A 17006-nucleotide genomic window follows, 5' to 3' on the forward strand; every position below is an offset into this window, starting at 1 on the left:
TTCGGGCGACACGACCGACCCGGCTTTATTTCAATACATCATCTGTTACGGTCAAAGGAATCTCGATAAGGTCGGCGACCTGGTCAAGGAGTTATTTCAATACATCACCTGTTACGGTCAAAGGGGGAGCCGCTTCTATGTTGAATCATTTATTGATAAATTTCAATACATCACCTGTTACGGTCAAAGACCACATCATGTCTATGATCACAAGGTTTTGACGGAATTTCAATACATCACCTGTTACGGTCAAAGCGCAGTTATGGCTATGTCTACATCGGCGTTTGCTGCATTTCAATACATCACCTGTTACGGTCAAAGGGAAAGAAGCTGCGCGATTGGATTATGATCCTATTGATTTCAATACATCACCTGTTACGGTCAAAGTACTTTTATTACTATCGGTTCCACGCTTCTTAAAATATTTCAATACATCACCTGTTACGGTCAAAGTGAACCCCATGTAATAACATAATATTCCGTCACGTGATTTCAATACATCACCTGTTACGGTCAAAGCAATTCCAATTCCTCCGGGGGCGATCACTTATCCGAAATTTCAATACATCACCTGTTACGGTCAAAGATGCATATTTTCCGTAAAAGCAGACGCCAAAATCCTATTTCAATACATCACCTGTTACGGTCAAAGTGAGAGGGGATATTTCAGCGGCTACGTTTATATCCAATTTCAATACATCACCTGTTACGGTCAAAGTTTCCGATGTCGCGCAAGGGACGGCCCCATTGATTGATTTCAATACATCACCTGTTACGGTCAAAGATAATGGTGAGAACATAGCGATTACACTTGTTTCATTTCAATACATCACCTGTTACGGTCAAAGTGCGTCGTTTTCTGTGGCCGGGCCCGCAGGGGCATAATTTCAATACATCACCTGTTACGGTCAAAGTAGGGAGCAACGTAAAAGACGCAATTGATAATACAAAATTTCAATACATCACCTGTTACGGTCAAAGTATGACTGTAGATGCCGCGTTGGAATTGATCGGGTTATTTCAATACATCACCTGTTACGGTCAAAGGCAAAGCGATTCGCTAGATAAGCTCGGAAAACCGAATTTCAATACATCACCTGTTACGGTCAAAGATAGAGTGGCATGCTCGCTGTTGGTGGCTGCTTTGTATTTCAATACATCACCTGTTACGGTCAAAGATAAGTAGGATTACCAACCTCCGTCCCCGTCATAGAATTTCAATACATCACCTGTTACGGTCAAAGTGGTCGCCTTTGCTTAATATTCTTTTGGTATTTGTAGATTTCAATACATCACCTGTTACGGTCAAAGTCGAGTACTTTTCGGAGGCGCGGAACCCCGGCAAATTTCAATACATCACCTGTTACGGTCAAAGGCTGGAGAAGTGAAAAAACGATTGGAGGTAGGACAAATTTCAATACATCACCTGTTACGGTCAAAGAGGTAACGGATTTGTCCCAAATGGTAGGAATGACGATATTTCAATACATCACCTGTTACGGTCAAAGTCCATACCAGTCATACGTAATGTCGCCGCCCTGTTTATTTCAATACATCACCTGTTACGGTCAAAGCTCCCTAAAAAAGTGCTACCTGATGGCAGCACTTTAATTTCAATACATCACCTGTTACGGTCAAAGACAGCGGCAAAAGGTTGTAAACCTAACCGCGCAGTAATTTCAATACATCACCTGTTACGGTCAAAGGCTAGTAAAATCAAGCTATTTTTAAAATCCAATATCTAAATTCTACTACAGCCATAAGGGTTTATCAAAATTTTCCCAACCTATAAGACAGGCCGTAATTATCTCATTAAAATGTACAATAATTCCTTACCACTCAAGGGGATATAGGCCCTCAAAGCAAAAAAGAGGTTGGGAAAAGGAAGCAAAAAAAACCGTTCGGCAAACCGAACGGCTCTTCAGTCATAAACCCACATCAGGGGTTATCTCATCACTTACTCCCCAACAACAAACCGATACACGTTCTCGGCCTTCTCCTCGGTCAGCTCGCCGCTGTTGTCGAAGATGAGAACGGAGGACTCGGGAATATCCCAATTGATCTCCGGCACGAATTGAACGCGATGCTTGAAGTCGTCCCAGTGTTCGAGCTTCCAGGTGTCGCGCTCGGTTTGCCGGTCGATGATGCGCTCTTTTTGCGTTTCCATGTCCTTCAGGGTGACGACGACGACTTTAACGTCCACGTCCTGTTTCGTTTTGCCGGCGGCGGCAAGCACCTCTTCGATCCAGGCTTTGTTCTTCAGCTCCGCCGTGAACGGAGAGATCATGAACACGTTCTGGCCGGCCGCAAGATTTTCGATGCAGATGTCTTTGGTTGTGTCGTACTCCAGGTCGCGCAGATGCTTCTTATAAAAATCGGAGTCGCGGTCGTTGACGTCCAGCCCGTTCATCTCCAGCATTTTCTCCACAAAGCGTCCGCCGACCGTATCCCGGTCGAGAAACGCGGCCTGCATCCGTTCCGCCAGTTTCCGGGCTACCGTCGTTTTGCCGGTACCGGCGACTCCCACAAAAAACACTAGCTTTTGCATATGTCTCGTAAATCCCCCTTTGATTTTGCCTTTAGCTTTCTCCATTGTACTATCCGTCCTCCGCCATTCCAACTGTTCGCGGACAATTTCCCGCAAGTTCTTCTCACCCCGGGCCTAGAAAAACAAAAAACAAGGCGGGCTATTCGGGACAAGGTCAGTATTGTCCCAAACAGCCCACCATAACGTTAGCCGTCCCTATTCAGCGCGCCTCCGCGGAGGCGATTCGGCGCCGGGTTTCCTCGGCCAATTCCTTGATATTGTCGCCAAGCCGGTCTTTAAGCTCTTCGGCGATCTCAAATCCGCCCTTATCCGTCCGGGCCACCTGGGAATCGACCGTATAAACGCCGCCCAAAATATGGCGCGCCCCAAGCGCCGACAAAACGGGCTTCAGAGCGTAATCGATCGACAACAGATGCGCCAGACTCCCTCCGATAAAGAGCGGAAGAATGATTTTACCGGTGAGCCCTTTTTGCGGAATCAGGTCCAAAAAGGTTTTAAGCACCCCGGTGTAGGAAGCCTGATAGACCGGGCTGGCAACGATGACGGCGTCCGCGCCCGCAACCAGAGCGTTGGCCTTGACGATCGCCTCGCTCTCGAATTTCGTATGAATCAAATCCTCCGGCGGCAATTCCCCCACATTTACATGCTGTACCTCAAAACCTTCCTTGACAAGCAGCTCCTCGGCCAAGGAAATGACGGCGGTCAGGCGGGAACCCGGAGTCGGAGTACCGTTGATAATCGTCGCTTTTGCCATACGGGTCACTCTCCTTTTATCTCTATAAATTAATTCCGATAAAATCAGTATACTTTAAATTGATGCTATCAATATTTTAGTGAAAAGTCAATGAAAGTATACCGGTCGTGGCACTTCCCGGATTGATACGTTTGGGCACCTTTATCTGGGCGAACGCATATGGATAAGGATAATGAAAGTTCACGGACGATGGTCCAGGGAGGAGTTTATAAAACCGATGGTCCCCGTATATCCTTATGTCGGATGGAAAACGGTATGCAAGGAACAGCCGATCGCTTTTCCGCCGCAGCATCAGCCGGTTCAGCCCGGTTTGGAGAGTTTGATGAACCCGAGGCCGATTTTCGAAAATCCGGAATACCGCGGCAGCGGGAAGCTAAGAGGCAAAGTCGCGATCATCACCGGCGGCGACAGCGGCATCGGCCGCGCGGTGGCGGTCGCTTTCGCCAAGGAGGGAGCCGATCTCGTCATCCCGTACCTCTGGGAAACCTCCGACGCGCTGGAAACCAAACAACGGATTGAAGAGTTGGGGCAGCGCTGCTTGCCGATTAAAATCGATCTCCGCTTGAAAGCAAATTGCGAATACGTGGTGCGGGAGACGATTCGCTGTTTCGGGCGGCTCGACGTTCTGGTGAACAACCACGGCGTGCAGTATCCGCAGCAAAGCATCGCCGATATCAGCGAAGAACAGTTATACCAAACCTTCCAAACGAATATTTTCCCTTTCTTCTTCATGGTGCAGGCCGCGCTCCTCCATCTCAAATGCGGCAGCGCGATCATCAACACCGCCTCGATCACCGCTTATCAAGGCCATAAGACGCTGATCGATTACTCGTCGACCAAAGGGGCGATCGTCTCCTTCACGCGCTCGTTGGCCCTCTCCCTGATCGACTGCGGCATCCGCGTCAACGCGGTCGCCCCGGGCTCCGTCTGGACGCCGCTGATCGTCTCCAGCTTCTCCGCGGAGGAAGTGTCCGTGTTCGGCACCGACGCCCCGATCAAACGCGCGGGCCAGCCCTTCGAGCTCGCCCCCGCCTATGTGTATCTGGCGAGCGACGACTCCTCCTTCGCCACGGGCGAGGTCGTGCATGTCAACGGCGGAGCCATGGTTACGACGTAACGGATGGCGAGGAGCAAGCCGACTAGCGGGATAATGAGGCAGTAGAACAGCTGGGTGGCAGCAACCGGCGCCCAGTAAAAAGAGCCCCCGCTCACAGTTAAAGCCTGATTGGATGATTTCCAATAAATCCCCACTGAAAGTTGCTCAATTCCGCCAAAGGTGCCTCGTCTCATTGGATTTCTTCCAATCGCCTCAGCTCCAAAAGTAACCGTGGTATCTACCCGTTGGATAAATTCCAATCAACGTGGGGGAAAGTACCAAACACCTACAGCGCCTCGATGATATCGCCGGCCAGCAGCGAGGCGGGGTTCGCACGGCCGGCGGCGGCGCGTTCGCCCGCCAAACCGTGCAGGTACACGCCGAGCGCGGCAGCCTGGACGCCGTCCAGGCCCTGGGCCAGCAGCCCGGCGATCAGGCCGGTCAGGACGTCGCCGGAGCCGCCCGTCGCCATCCCGGGATGGCCGGTGACGTTGACGTAGACGCGGCCGTCCGGGGCCGCGACTACGGTGCGCGCGCCCTTCAGGACGAGCGTCACCCCGTGCGCTTCGGCGAAGCGGCGGGCGACGCCGAGCCGATCCCGCTGGACCTCGGCCGTGGACAGGCCGGTCAAGCGGGCCATCTCGCCGGGATGCGGCGTCAGTACCGTCGCCGCTTCCCGGCCCGGCCACGCCGCGAGGCCTCCGGCCGCGGCGAGGATATTCAGGGCGTCGGCGTCCACGACCAGGGGACGCGCGGCGCCCTCCCACAAGGCGCGCAGGAACGCCGCCTCGCCCGGGAAGCGGCCGAGCCCCGGGCCGACGGCGAGCACGTCGCGCGCCGCCAGGAGCCGCAGCACGTCGCCCGCTGCGGCTTCGTTCCAGGCGCCGGCCCCGCCGTCCTCGGCCGGCGCCAGCATCAGCTCGGGCACGGCCCCGAGCACATGCGGCAGCAGCGCCGCCGGCAGCGCCCAGGTGGCGAGGCCGCAGCCGGCGCGCAGCGCGGCTTTGGCGGCCAGCAGGCCGGCGCCGCTCATCGGCAGGCTGCCCGCGGCCAGCAGCACGTGCCCGTACGTGCCCTTGTGGCCGTCCGGCTCGCGCGGCCGGTCCGCGTCGACGCCGAGCTCCGCCTTCAGCGTCTCCGCCGAGAGCATCGTTCCCGCCGCCTTCATGCCCGGCGGCAGGGCGCGGGGGATGCCGATATAGCGCACCGTGACCTCCCCTGCCTCCCCCGCTCCCGGATACTGTGTCAGCCCCGCCTTCAAAAAGGCGAGGCTGACCGTAACCCGGGCCCGGATGCAAGGGTCGTGGACCGCGCCCGAATCGGCGTCCAGCCCGCTCGGAATGTCCGCCGCCACGACCGGCAGACCGCTCTCGTTCGCTTCCCGGATCAGGGAAGCGTAAGCCCCGCGCGGCGCTCCCTTCGCGCCGGTGCCGAGCAGCGCGTCCACGAGCCCGGTGAACGGCCGCGTCCGCCCCAAACCGCCGCCCGCCGGCGGACCGGAAATTTGCCCGGTCCCCGGCGCGTACACCTCGCCCGGCAGGCCGAGCGCCTGCACAATGGCGTATTGGGCCGCCGCCTCGCCGCGCAGCGTCTCCGGCGGCTCCGCGTACAGCAGGCTCACCGCCAGCCCCGCGTCCGCCAAATGGCGGGCGCACACGAGACCGTCCCCGCCGTTGTTGCCCTTACCGACGAGGATCAGCCAGTGTTCGCCGGCAAAGTCCGCTCCTCCCGCCCGATCTTCCACGGGCGCCGTTCCCCGCTGCGGCGAGGCGGCGCTTGCCGAAGACCGCGCCGTGCAAAAGCGCAGCACTTCCTCCGCGATCGCCCGGCCCGCATTTTCCATCAGCGCCATGGCCGGGATGCCCAGCTCCTCTATCGTGTACCGGTCGATTTCCCGCATTTGTTCCGATGTCACGAATTTCATCCTGCGTTTCCCCCTTGACCTGAATAGCCCTGCAACTAATAGGCTACCGTAAACCGAGCCTGAATAAATTGCGGGTCCTCCGCCTCGTCCAGCATCGCCACCGCATAATCCTCCACTGAAATACGGCTTTGATCGCGCTCATCCGTCACGAGCTGGTTCATCCCGATGCGGAACACGCCCGTCCGTTTCCCCGGCTCGATCGTCGCGGCCGGGCTGAGCACCGTCCACATGATATCGCTGTCGCGGTAAACGTTCAGCGCGTCTTCATGAGCCCGGGCCAGCGTCACGAATTCCTCGGGGAATTCGGGCGTTTCAAACAGCTTGACGCCAGGAGCCGCCTCAAGTCCGCCCGCTCCTCCGACGGCGATCAGCCGCCGTACTCCGGCGCGGCGGACGCCTTCGATCAGCGAGCGCGTCGCCTCCGACAGCTCGTTCTCCGCGCCGAAGCGCGGCCCGTAGGCGCTGATCGCCACATCGCTCCCCTTCACCGCATCGGCTACGGACTCCGGCATTAGAATATCGCCGGTATGCACATGCAGCTTGTCGCGCTGAGCGGCATCTTTAAGCTTATTAATATCGCGCACGACAGCCGTGACCTCGTGGCCCCGCCGCAGCGCTTCCTCCATGATCGCCTTGCCGATCATTCCCGTACTGCCGAAAATGACGATTTTCATAACGTTAGGCCTCCCCTTTTTTGGTTCCAAAATGATATTCATCCAACTAGTATGCGCCATTTTCAACGCAGTTTTGCGTTTACTACGTCCGGAGCCTTATGGCATCCGCAAAAACATCCCGCGCGAGCGCGGCTCGGTATATTCAAATCCGAACTTTGCATAAAGCTTGTCCGCGGGCACATCCGCGATCAGGCTTACATAAGCGTTCGCCGGAGTCTCCTCCTCCAAATAGCGCATGATTTCCCGCATGATGGCCGTACCAAGTCCCCGTCCCTGAAAATCGGGCCTGACGGCGATATCGACCACCTGCATAAAGCAGCCTCCGTCCCCGACTACCCGGCCCATGCCGACGAGTTCGGAATCCTGGTACAAGGATACGGCAAACAGCGAATTGCGCAGACCGAGGGCCGCTCCTTCTTCGCTTCGCGGGCTCATCCCGGCCTGTTCTCGTAAATTAAGATATTCCGCCACCGCCGGCGCACTATTGACGACTTTGAAATCGAACTTATCGTCCATTTGAATTCCTCCTCTTAAGTTCGCCGCGTTCCCCGGAAGGAGCCTTGCTTGTATTTTAAAATATACAACCCTTCGCCTTCGCTCCATTCCGCATACGCCACCTCTTCCGTTGCACCGCAGCCCATGCGGGACAATTCTTCGCGAAGCCAGGCTTCCGCTTTCCCAATCAGGCTCAAATTCTCGCCGCGGATTTCTCCGTCTTCGATCAGGCAATAAGATAAACCCGCCTTTTGGGGAGGCAGGCCAAGGTCCTGCCGGGTCACCGTTTCCGCAGCCGGTTTTTTCATCACACTCAGCGATCCGTTAGCTTCAAATATAGCATAAGCCACCTCGCGAATGAAGAATACGTCATGCTGTCTCAGCAGCATCCTGAGCTGATCGAAGTCCAGACTGTTCCGCTTCAGCTCCCGCAAATCGACTTCTCCGTCCCGGATCAGAATCGACGGCTTCCCGTCCAGAATGCCGCGGGCGCGCCGGGCATACTGTGTGACTTTTTCAAATAAATACGACAGCACGCCCCATAAAAAAAGCGCGAACAGCAAATGCACGAACTTTACATCCCCCTGGTACACCGTATTGCCGACAAGTTCACTCAACATCAGCGAGGACACGAAGTCAAACGGGGTAAGCTGGGAAATCTCTTTCTTTCCCAGCCATCGCGCGAGCAGCCATAACCCGCAAAAGCCGATAACCAATTTCAAAGCGATCTGTCCGATCTCCATAGCCATCCCTCCCTTGGCATCCTGCCGTTTATTTACCCATTTTCGGCGGGATCGCTTGAAATGCGCCCTGCACGTGTGCAATAGTGGAGGAAGGAATATCGAAAGGGTGATTTCGGTGTCACTGTCGGAATGGATGATCTGGCTGCAGCGGCATGATTCCGTCTCCATATCGGCTTTGCTCGCGCTTGCGCTCTTCCTCGGCTTATATGGAGCGACCGAATGGGGAATCGCGCGCAGGGAGCGTTCCAGGCTTTACCGGCTTAACGGCAGCCTCGAATTATACGCCGCGGCGCAGGCGCCGCTGATTCAGGCGGCCGGCGCCGGAGCGGGGCAAGAGCTGTCGCCAGGACAAGCGGAAGCGCTGCTTACGCGGCTGTTGGCCTGCCGGGCCGCATCTTACGCCACCGAAGATATGCTGGCGCAAATCGCCGCTTACGCCGGAGATCTGGACGCCGCCCGATTGCCGCTGCTGCTCAAAACGCTGGAGCGCGAAAGCGAGCGATTGTGTAAGGAACGGGACAAGCTGCTGCGCCGGGCGGAGAGTCCGGGCTGGGGATACTCGCTCTGGAAGGGAATCCGTCCCGCGATCCCGTTTCTGTTCGCGGCCGCGCTGCTCTATCTGATCGCCTGGCTGCTGCGCGCGCTGCACGGAGATGTGCCGCTTGCGGAATACGGCGCCGAGGAACTCGTCAATAGCTGGTCATGGTTTGCTTCGGCGCTGCTTTCCCTGCTGCTGCTGTATCCCGCGCTTATGGGGATCTACCGGCCAAACGCCGGTTCCAAGCTTCTTAAAGGCTGGGCGGTATTCATTGCCGCTCTCTTCTTGCTGCATCTTTTGGGCCCGGAGGTTGCCCCGTACATCCTCGTGATTCAGGTGCTGTTGTTTTTGCTGGGCTTCCGCTTCAGCGGCGGCAAACCGCGAAAATCGCGGCCGTTCGCCGGACATTATCCCGAAGAGGACGGATTCGGACAGGAGCCTAACGAACGGCGGTCCGCCGCCGGGGCCGGGGATTCCAATCCCCCCGAAAAATAACGAGATCGGACTATACCGCGAGCCCGCCAGAACGTAAGAAAGCCTCCAAGCCGCTTATTCCGCGGTTTGGAGGCTTTCTCTTGTCTGACTTAGGATTTACGCAAAGGTTTGGCTGCATGGCGGGATATGCCGGCCGATCTCGTCGCGCCTGCAGCACCCAGTTCATACCGTTTTCGCTCGGTCCGCTCAACCTGAACAATCTGCCCTTCGTGGACGACGATGTTCAACGATCCGAACTCCATTTCATTCAACAGTCCTGCGATCCGTTCCAGCCAAACGTCATCTACCTTTAACGGCTTAGCCATCATGCAGCCCTCCTGTTTTTTTATAGGTAGTAATAAAGTCAGCTATGGTGACTGCTCTTTCGTGTGAACCAGCTCTTGAGCAGCAAAGTGACCAGCGCAAGCATCAGAAGCAGGGAAGCCACGGCGAACGATGCGGAAAATTGATATTCGTTATACAAAATTTCCACATGCAGCGGCAGGGTGTTCGTTTCCCCGCGGATATGCCCGGATACGACCGAGACGGCTCCGAACTCTCCCATCGCTCTCGCGTTGCACAAAATAATGCCGTACAACAACCCCCATTTGATATTCGGCAGCGTGACCTTCCAGAAAATCCGAAAACCCCGCGCTCCCAGCGTAACCGCCGCTTCTTCCTCCTGCTGGCCCTGATCCTCCATCAAGGGAATCAGCTCCCTGGCCACGAAAGGAAAAGTCACGAACAGCGTCGCCAGGATAATTCCCGGCAGCGCAAAGATCACTTTAAGATCGTGCTCGGCGAGCCAGGGCCCGAACCAGCCGTGAGCGCCGTACACGAGCACGTAGATCAGCCCGCCGATCACCGGCGATACGGCGAAGGGCAGATCGATCAGCGTCACCAATATTTGTTTGCCGCGGAATTTGAACTTGGTGATCGCCCAAGCCGCCGCGACGCCGAAAATCGTATTCAGCGGAACCGTGATCGCCGCAACCAGCAGGGTGAGCCGCAGGGCGGACAAGGCGTCGGGATCACGAATCGCGTCGATATACACGCCCAAGCCCTTCTTCAGCGACTCGATCAATACGACGGCAAGCGGCAGTACGATCAGCCACAGCAGCACCAGTACGGCCGCGCCGATCAAAATCCATTTCATCGCCCCGGACGACCGCGTCGTCCGGTGTCTTGATGCCTGAGTTTTTGTAGAAGCCATAGGTACGGAACCGGCCATATGCTCCCTCCTCTTTATTCGGAATACCATTCATAGTGACTAGTGACGAAACGCTCCTTCAGCATTAACGCGCCGTTTTGCGAACCCTGCGTTGCAGCGTGTTAATGAGCAGCATCAGTACGAACGAAATCAGCAGCAGCAGCAAGGCGACCGCCGTCGCACCGGCGTAATCGAACTGCTCCAGCTTCGACATGATCAGGAGCGGGGCGATCTCGGTCTTCATCGGCATATTGCCGGAAATGAACACGACCGACCCGTACTCTCCGATGCCGCGCGAGAAAGCGAGCGCGAAGCCCGTCAACAGCGGCGGCAGCAGCTCCGGCAGAACCACGGAGCGGAAGGTGCGAAGCCGGCTCGCGCCCAGCGTAGCCGCCGCTTCCTCCACTTCCGCGTCGAGATCCTGCAATACCGGCTGTACCGTCCGGACGACGAATGGTATTCCTATAAACATGAGGGCCAGCGTAATGCCGATCGGGGAAAAAGCGAGGCGGATGCCCAGCGGCTCGAACAGTGAGCCGATCCAGCCGTTCTGGGAGTATATCGCGGTCAGCGATACCCCCGCGACCGCCGTCGGCAGCGCAAACGGCAAGTCGATCATGGCGTCGAACAATCTTTTCCCCGGAAAATCGTATCGGACCAGAACCCAGGCAAGCAGCAGTCCCAGCACCATATCGATGAGCCCCGCGACCGCCGCCGTCAGGAGGCTGACTCTGTAAGAAGCCAGTACCCGCGGATCGGTGGCCACATCCCAAAATTTCTCCCAGGTCAGTCCCGTAGAGTTGAGCAGCAGCGCCGATAACGGGATCAGCACCACCAGGCTTAGATAAAGCACACTATACCCCATGGTGAGCCCGAACCCGGGCAGCACCCCGCGCTTTGTGGCGCCAGTTTGCATGAACCTTCATCCTTTCACGGTCGCGCCTGGCGGGGGCGGAAGCAGTTCTCTTCCGCCTCCGGAAAACGCACCTCCGTTTGTTACGGTCGGTATTAAGGCGTATAAATTTGGTTGAAAATCCCGCCGTCGTTGAAATGCTTCGGCTGCGCTTCGGCCCAGCCCCCGAACACTTCATCGATCGTGTACAGCTTGATGTCCGGGAATTGATCGGCGAACTTCTCCTTCACGCTGTCCAGCGTCGGGCGGTAGTAGTTCTCGGCCGCGATCGTCTGGCCTTCTTCGGAGTACAAGTATTGCAGGTAAGCTTCCGCGACTTCCCGCGTACCGCGTTTGTCGACGTTCTTATCCACGACGGCGACCGGCGGCTCGGCCAGAATGCTTTCCGACGGATAGACGATATCGAATTTGTCCGGACCAAGCTCCTTCACGGACAGCCAAGCCTCGTTCTCCCAGGCCAGCAGCACATCGCCAAGCCCACGCTCGACGAAGGTCGTCGTCGCCCCGCGCGCCCCGCTGTCCAGAACGGGCACATGTTGGAAGAGCTCCTTCACAAACTCCTGGGCTTTCGCCTCGTCGTTATTATTTTGATGCAAGGCGTACGCCCAGGCCGCGAGATAATTCCAGCGGGCGCCGCCGGATGTTTGCGGATTCGGCGTGATTACTTCTACCCCGTCCTTGATCAAGTCGTTCCAGTCTTGGATTCCTTTCGGGTTGCCCTTCCGGACCAAGAAAACGATCGTCGAGGTGTACGGAGAACTGTTCAGGTCGTATTTCTCCTGCCAGCCTTCGTTGATCAATCCGGTTTCCTGAATGGCATCGATGTCATATCCTAAAGCGAGCGTGACCACGTCCGCTTCCAGACCGTCGATGACCGCCCGGCTTTGTTTGCCGGAGCCGCCGTGAGATTGTTTGATCGTAACCTTTTGTCCCTTTTCCTTCTCCCAGTAAGCCGCAAACGCTTCGTTATATTTCTCGTATAATTCCCGTGTCGGATCGTAGGATACATTCAGCAGTTCGACGCTCTCTTTCTTTCCGCCGTTTGCCGCGGCGCTGTCGGTCGTATCGCCGTTTGAGCCGCAGGCCGCCAGAACGGCCGTCATGGCCACAGCCAAACCGATTAGAACCCCTTTTTTAAACTTCCTGTTCATCGTTTCACTCCCCGTCCTCATCATTGAATTGACCATTCCCGGCAGGACATTTTCCAACCGCTCTGCTGAAAAAAACGGAGAAACGCCCCGTACCGGTCGGTCAGACCGAGCCGCTACCCGTGTCTGCCTTGGCAAGTAGAGCGTTCCTCCGTCCGTACGGCGAGAACCATTTTAAATTATTCCTACCTGTTTAGTATGTTATGATGATATTTTATCCGCCTAGGGTTTGGATGTCAAACCTTTTTTTGCGATTATTTTCGAGAAAAATCCGACATTAAAAAAGCCTTGTCCATTCCCGCTTTTTCCGCCGTTTTGTACATAAAGCGCGGGAGGAACGGGAGGAACGGCTTCCGCATGGTTACCGCCGTGCAAACCGGCCCAATTCCTATTCAACAGGTTGGATTTGGTTCCGATTGCGGATCATGATAGACAAGCTTTGTGACGGTCATTTATGACCGTTAGCCGCCACTATACCAATTTCCCCATCACCCAACGGTCACCTATGTCCGTTAGAGCCCAAGAAATATGCTTCCTACGAGAATTCGAACCTTTAAAGGCCATGCATGTCCGTTAAAAATCCATAATCGCGACGTTCCCTCAACTAACGGTCATCCATGTCCCTAAACAAAAAAGCGCAAGGTCCGAGGCGAAATAAACCCATTCAACCTCGGCACTTGCGCTATTGTTTAGTTTGCCCGGCGGACCGGTTCGATGCAGGACGGCTGCTTGACCGCAAGCGACCGCCCCGTTTCGGTCAGGCTTCCCGTACCGCCGTCCCTGCGGAGTACGACGACATTGTCGCTGTATTGATTGGCCACGATCACATAGTCCTCCAGGACGGCGAAATTGCGCGGCCAATTGCCTCCGGTCCCGGTCCATTCGGGGTCGCGAAGCATTCCCGTGCCCTGCCCGACGGCAAACCGGACGATGCTGTTATGCCCCCGGTTCGAGCCATACAAATACCGGCCGTCCGCAGAGAGATGAAGATCAGCCGGATAATTCTCGCCGGCGAAGTCCGCGGGCAGCGTCGCCGCCTGCTGAACAATCTCCAAATTTCCCTGTACCGGATTGTACGCATACACGGTAACGGTGTTGTTCAGCTCGTTGATGCCGTAGGCATGCGCCCCGTCCGGATGAAAGACGAAATGCCGCGGCCCCGCTCCGGGCGGCAGCTTGACTTCGCCCAGCGTCGTCAGCTTGCCGTCCTCGACGCGGTAGGACATGATCTGGTCGAGGCCGAGATCGGACACGTAAACGCGGCTTCCGTCCATATCCGGGACGATGCTGTGTGCGTGCGCCGCTTCCTGGCGGTCCTGGCGGAACCCTTGGCCGACATGCTGCACCAGAGCGGTCATCCCGCCGATCGCTCCCCGCTCGTCGAGCGCGAAACGGTTAATATGACCGCTCGAATAGTTGGCCGCCAAAAGTCCGCCATCCGGGGACAGGGCCAGGTGGCAAGGGTCCGCGCCCTCCGTCGGCGCGGAATTCAGCGGGGTCAGCCGGCCGTCTCCGGGATCGACCTCATAACCGGCAACGGCGCCCCGCTCCTGCTCGCTGACGGCGTACAGCCGGGAAGCGTCCGCGTTCAGGATCACAAAGGACGGATTCTTGATTCCGGCCGTGCCATGAATCAAGCGGAGTTCCCCATTTTGCGGATTCAAACCGCAAAGCCGGATTCCCGGCTCCTCCTCGAAGGCGTACGCGCCTACATAAAAGAGGATTTCATTTATCCGATTAATCATTCTCTGGCCGCTCCTTTCCTTGCCTCATCGCCTGTTCGATCGCCCGGCTCGCCCACCGCGAGTCAAAAGTCGGCTCATTACCGGATCCTTGCTTATCGCAATCGTATTTCATCAACAGACGATGAACATCGGACAGTGTAATTTCATCGAAATAAGTCTCAAGCCGCCGCTCTGCGCCGGCGAAAACATGCTCCATCACGGAATGGATATTGGAAGAGACCGCACACGGCGACTGCTCGCTTCCCGAACACCAGCCCGGCTGCAGCGACCCGCGGGCGAAAATGCGGTACAGCTCCCCCAGCGTGATGCTTTCCGGCGGAATATTTAACTGGTAACCGCCCCTCGCCCCCTCTTTCGTGGCCACAAAGCCCCGTTTGCCAAGACAGCCGAGGACTTTACGGACCCGCGCGGGATGGGTCGACACACTGCAGGCGATCTCGTCGCTGTTGGCCTTTTTTTCGCCCCGGGCGTAAAGGAACAGCATGCAATGGATGGCGATCGTAAATTCGCTATTCATGTTTTTCCCCTCCACTGACTTAATTGAAACATAATCGAATTCGGGTGAACAGGGGGCGGTTGATTTTTTGCATTGCTTCGTTGTGGTATAATGTTCTCGCCTAAGCGATTATTTAACACGAAAGGAATCGGTTATGAATATTAACCCTTTATATATCCAAATCGCCGTTACGGGCGGCGCCGCGCTGATCGCGGGGTCGATGATCTTCATCCGGCTGAGAGCCAGCCGCAAGCCCGTAACCGTCAAAAAAATCATCATTCCGCCGCTCGGCATGACTACAGGCTTTGCCATGTTCGCCGCCCCGGAAATGCGCATCCCGATATCCTGGGCCCTGATCGCCTTTGCGGTGGGCTGGCTGCTGTTCTCCTACCCCCTGATCCGGACAACGCATTTCGAAGTGACGGACGGCGAGGTATTTGCCAAGCGTTCCCCCGGCTTCGCCTATATTTTAATCGGACTGCTGATATTAAGATTGGCGCTGCACGGGGTTGTGGAACAGTATATTTCCGTGCTGCAGACGGGCTCGGTCTTTTTCCTGCTCGCCTACGGCATGATTTTGCGCTGGAGATTGTTTATGCTGAAAGAATACCGCGCAATCACCGGAGTTACCGGCCCCCCTGATGAATAACGATTGGCTCTCCGGCATCCTCTAAGATCCAGCCTTTGACTATGCTGCGGTTGCGTCCTCCGTTCTTGGCTTCGTACAGACACTCGTCCGCCATTGCGATCAAATCGTCTTCGGCGATTTCCCGCAGCGGCGGAACGGCGTACCCGCCCACGCTGACCGTAACCCATTGAAGGGCCTTGGAACCGGCATGGGCGATCTCAAGATTTTCCACGGCCGATCTGATTTTTTCCGCTACCTCGTATGTACCCCGGGCGTCAAGCCCGGACAGCAGTACGGCGAATTCCTCTCCCCCGTATCTGGCGGCGAACCCGAAGTATGGCCTGATTTCCTCCACAATCGTTTTGGCCACCGTCTTCAGCACATGATCCCCGCCCAAATGTCCGTAGTGATCGTTGTAGGCTTTAAAGCAATCCACATCCAGGATTAATAGCGACAGCGGCGTCCGTCTTGCCTCCGGCACGACTAATTCCCAGCCGATGATTTCATCGAATCGCCTGCGGTTCGGGATTTCCGTCAGCCCGTCCAGACTCGACAAACGCAGAAGCTCCTCGTTGGCGATCCGCAGCTTATTCCCCGAATCCAGCAGCTGCTGATGCTGATCGGCCAGTTTGATAAATAGCCGGCTTACTTCATTAACGACGGAGCAAAGCATGACGGAAGCCGCAATGACCGAATTGATCCTGGCCAAATACCAGCCCAGGCTGTAGCGCGCTCCCGCAAACAAGGTCAGCACGATATCGAACATCAGCGCGACCAGCGCGATCGAAATCCACAAATGCAGGACGTCTCTCCCCCGAAAACGGACCGCCATCATCAGCAGCGCCGTCATATTTATGACGGCCACCGCGAGGCCGGTACCCCAAGTGACCGCGTTCCGGTAATCATTCAGATCGATCATTTCGGGAAGGAGCTTATGCTCCGCCGTAGCCAGCTTGAACAGGCAGAAGACGAGCAGAAAAGTCGAAGACAATCCCACCGCCGCCAAAGCGGATATTTTGCTCTTGGATACCAGGGCCTGCGGAAAACGGGCGGCTGCAATCAAATAGAATATTATTCCCGCAGGATAACCGCTGTGCCAAAATACCCAAAGCCAGGCCGAGGTCTGTTGATTCGCGCCAAGCATCCCTTGTTCCGAAAACACGCCCGGAAAGGTTAAAATATGCAGCGCCGTGATCAGTCCCGTAAACAAATAAGTGCAGGACATGACCAGCAGGGACGGGACCCCGGAAGCGCGATATTGATTAAACAGGATAAAAGCGGTCAACAGATCGGCGAAAATGAACCATGAGATAAAAATCGGCAAAAAAGGCCCGAAGGATGGAAGGATTTTCGTTCCGAAGGGAAGGGCTGCCAGCGAAACCACGGTGATGATTATCGCAAGCAGGAGGGCGAATCTCCTCTGATTGCGGTTGGACGGGATATCAAGAATATGGGAGCCCGTCTTGAAAGGCCTTGGCCTATGGGAATGCCTGTCGGCGGCAAATTCTAAGTTGTTCATAATAATTCCAAGATAGTAGATTTTATAAAGTGATGCAATCCTTTTTGCCATGATAATTAAAATTTAATCTATTCACCGTTCCGTTGACTGTCGGCAATGGC

The 17006-nt window shown here is 56.1% G+C and carries 16 protein-coding genes and 1 CRISPR repeat array (1 of these 17 running past the window's edge); of the genes, 3 read left to right on the top strand and 13 right to left on the bottom strand.

Annotated features, from left to right (window positions below):
- Positions 1-1706: direct repeats of the CRISPR family, unit length 30 nt; unit sequence ATTTCAATACATCACCTGTTACGGTCAAAG; it begins 105 nt to the left of the window's first position.
- A gap of 251 nt (positions 1707-1957) precedes the next feature.
- Positions 1958-2548 carry a P-loop nucleotide/nucleoside kinase family protein gene (locus V3851_RS10700; RefSeq protein ID WP_331846704.1) on the bottom strand — a complete coding sequence of 197 codons (591 nt, stop codon included), beginning with the start codon at positions 2546-2548 and terminating at the stop codon, positions 1958-1960.
- 199 nt (positions 2549-2747) lie between these two features.
- On the bottom strand, positions 2748-3302 hold the full coding sequence (ssuE, locus tag V3851_RS10705) for an NADPH-dependent FMN reductase (protein ID WP_331846521.1): 555 nt from the start codon (positions 3300-3302) through the stop codon (positions 2748-2750).
- Between the two features lie 217 nt (positions 3303-3519).
- Between ssuE and V3851_RS10710 the strand changes: the two genes are divergently transcribed.
- Positions 3520-4419 (top strand): SDR family oxidoreductase, encoded by a 900-nt coding sequence (locus V3851_RS10710; protein ID WP_331846522.1) that lies wholly within the window; start codon positions 3520-3522, stop codon positions 4417-4419.
- A 265-nt stretch (positions 4420-4684) separates the two neighbouring features.
- Here V3851_RS10710 and V3851_RS10715 read toward each other — a convergent pair whose 3' ends face one another.
- The 4 genes from V3851_RS10715 to V3851_RS10730 all read right to left on the bottom strand — a co-directional run bounded on the left by V3851_RS10715 (position 4685) and on the right by V3851_RS10730 (position 8234).
- Positions 4685-6322, bottom strand: coding sequence for an NAD(P)H-hydrate dehydratase (locus V3851_RS10715; RefSeq protein WP_331846523.1), 1638 nt, complete (start codon positions 6320-6322; stop codon positions 4685-4687).
- Between the two features lie 35 nt (positions 6323-6357).
- Entirely contained in the window at positions 6358-6996 is a 639-nt protein-coding gene (locus V3851_RS10720) for an NAD(P)-dependent oxidoreductase (protein WP_331846524.1), read from the bottom strand.
- Positions 6997-7092: 96 nt separating this feature from the next.
- Complete coding sequence (locus V3851_RS10725; protein ID WP_331846525.1) at positions 7093-7512, bottom strand: GNAT family N-acetyltransferase; 420 nt, start codon at positions 7510-7512, stop codon at positions 7093-7095.
- 14 nt (positions 7513-7526) lie between these two features.
- On the bottom strand, positions 7527-8234 hold the full coding sequence (locus tag V3851_RS10730; RefSeq protein WP_331846526.1) for a DUF421 domain-containing protein: 708 nt from the start codon (positions 8232-8234) through the stop codon (positions 7527-7529).
- A gap of 115 nt (positions 8235-8349) precedes the next feature.
- Between V3851_RS10730 and V3851_RS10735 the strand changes: the two genes are divergently transcribed.
- Entirely contained in the window at positions 8350-9267 is a 918-nt protein-coding gene (locus tag V3851_RS10735; protein WP_331846527.1) for a hypothetical protein, read from the top strand.
- A gap of 89 nt (positions 9268-9356) precedes the next feature.
- Here the strand turns inward: V3851_RS10735 and V3851_RS10740 are convergent, their stop codons facing one another.
- From V3851_RS10740 to V3851_RS10765, 6 genes are all read right to left on the bottom strand, one after another.
- Positions 9357-9572: a YezD family protein gene (locus tag V3851_RS10740; protein WP_331846528.1), complete on the bottom strand. Its 216-nt coding sequence runs from the start codon at positions 9570-9572 to the stop codon at positions 9357-9359.
- Between the two features lie 38 nt (positions 9573-9610).
- Positions 9611-10459 carry a sulfate ABC transporter permease subunit CysW gene (gene cysW / locus V3851_RS10745; RefSeq protein ID WP_331846705.1) on the bottom strand — a complete coding sequence of 283 codons (849 nt, stop codon included), beginning with the start codon at positions 10457-10459 and terminating at the stop codon, positions 9611-9613.
- Between the two features lie 82 nt (positions 10460-10541).
- Positions 10542-11372, bottom strand: a complete 831-nt coding sequence (gene cysT, locus V3851_RS10750; protein ID WP_331846529.1) for a sulfate ABC transporter permease subunit CysT — start codon at positions 11370-11372, stop codon at positions 10542-10544.
- Between the two features lie 92 nt (positions 11373-11464).
- Entirely contained in the window at positions 11465-12520 is a 1056-nt protein-coding gene (locus tag V3851_RS10755) for a sulfate ABC transporter substrate-binding protein (protein WP_331846530.1), read from the bottom strand.
- Positions 12521-13206: 686 nt separating this feature from the next.
- The gene (locus V3851_RS10760; protein WP_331846531.1) at positions 13207-14262 is read right to left on the bottom strand and encodes a lactonase family protein; all 1056 of its coding nucleotides are present in this window, start codon (positions 14260-14262) and stop codon (positions 13207-13209) included.
- Positions 14255-14779: an Rrf2 family transcriptional regulator gene (locus V3851_RS10765; RefSeq protein ID WP_331846532.1), complete on the bottom strand. Its 525-nt coding sequence runs from the start codon at positions 14777-14779 to the stop codon at positions 14255-14257. Before V3851_RS10765 ends, V3851_RS10760 begins: the two co-directional genes overlap by 8 nt.
- A gap of 133 nt (positions 14780-14912) precedes the next feature.
- Here V3851_RS10765 and V3851_RS10770 point away from each other — a divergent pair, with 133 nt between their 5' ends.
- The gene (locus tag V3851_RS10770) at positions 14913-15407 is read left to right on the top strand and encodes a CcdC family protein (protein WP_331846533.1); all 495 of its coding nucleotides are present in this window, start codon (positions 14913-14915) and stop codon (positions 15405-15407) included.
- On the opposite strand, the gene V3851_RS10775 is transcribed toward V3851_RS10770, so the two are convergent.
- Complete coding sequence (locus V3851_RS10775; RefSeq protein WP_331846534.1) at positions 15385-16905, bottom strand: sensor domain-containing diguanylate cyclase; 1521 nt, start codon at positions 16903-16905, stop codon at positions 15385-15387. The two genes, V3851_RS10770 and V3851_RS10775, sit on opposite strands and share 23 nt — an antisense overlap.
- Between the last annotated feature and the right edge of the window lie 101 nt (positions 16906-17006).

This window comes from Paenibacillus haidiansis (assembly GCF_036553665.1).
GTDB lineage: Bacteria > Bacillota > Bacilli > Paenibacillales > Paenibacillaceae > Fontibacillus > Fontibacillus haidiansis.

Coding starts and splice junctions, on each gene's coding strand:
- V3851_RS10700 (WP_331846704.1), bottom strand. CDS start 2,548: ATGCAAAAGCTAGTGTTTTTTGTGGGAGTCGCCGGTACCGGCAAAACG.
- ssuE (WP_331846521.1), bottom strand. CDS start 3,302: ATGGCAAAAGCGACGATTATCAACGGTACTCCGACTCCGGGTTCCCGC.
- V3851_RS10710 (WP_331846522.1), top strand. CDS start 3,520: ATGGTCCCCGTATATCCTTATGTCGGATGGAAAACGGTATGCAAGGAA.
- V3851_RS10715 (WP_331846523.1), bottom strand. CDS start 6,322: ATGAAATTCGTGACATCGGAACAAATGCGGGAAATCGACCGGTACACG.
- V3851_RS10720 (WP_331846524.1), bottom strand. CDS start 6,996: ATGAAAATCGTCATTTTCGGCAGTACGGGAATGATCGGCAAGGCGATC.
- V3851_RS10725 (WP_331846525.1), bottom strand. CDS start 7,512: ATGGACGATAAGTTCGATTTCAAAGTCGTCAATAGTGCGCCGGCGGTG.
- V3851_RS10730 (WP_331846526.1), bottom strand. CDS start 8,234: ATGGAGATCGGACAGATCGCTTTGAAATTGGTTATCGGCTTTTGCGGG.
- V3851_RS10740 (WP_331846528.1), bottom strand. CDS start 9,572: ATGGCTAAGCCGTTAAAGGTAGATGACGTTTGGCTGGAACGGATCGCA.
- cysW (WP_331846705.1), bottom strand. CDS start 10,459: ATGGCTTCTACAAAAACTCAGGCATCAAGACACCGGACGACGCGGTCG.
- cysT (WP_331846529.1), bottom strand. CDS start 11,372: ATGCAAACTGGCGCCACAAAGCGCGGGGTGCTGCCCGGGTTCGGGCTC.
- V3851_RS10755 (WP_331846530.1), bottom strand. CDS start 12,520: ATGAACAGGAAGTTTAAAAAAGGGGTTCTAATCGGTTTGGCTGTGGCC.
- V3851_RS10760 (WP_331846531.1), bottom strand. CDS start 14,262: ATGATTAATCGGATAAATGAAATCCTCTTTTATGTAGGCGCGTACGCC.
- V3851_RS10765 (WP_331846532.1), bottom strand. CDS start 14,779: ATGAATAGCGAATTTACGATCGCCATCCATTGCATGCTGTTCCTTTAC.
- V3851_RS10770 (WP_331846533.1), top strand. CDS start 14,913: ATGAATATTAACCCTTTATATATCCAAATCGCCGTTACGGGCGGCGCC.
- V3851_RS10775 (WP_331846534.1), bottom strand. CDS start 16,905: ATGAACAACTTAGAATTTGCCGCCGACAGGCATTCCCATAGGCCAAGG.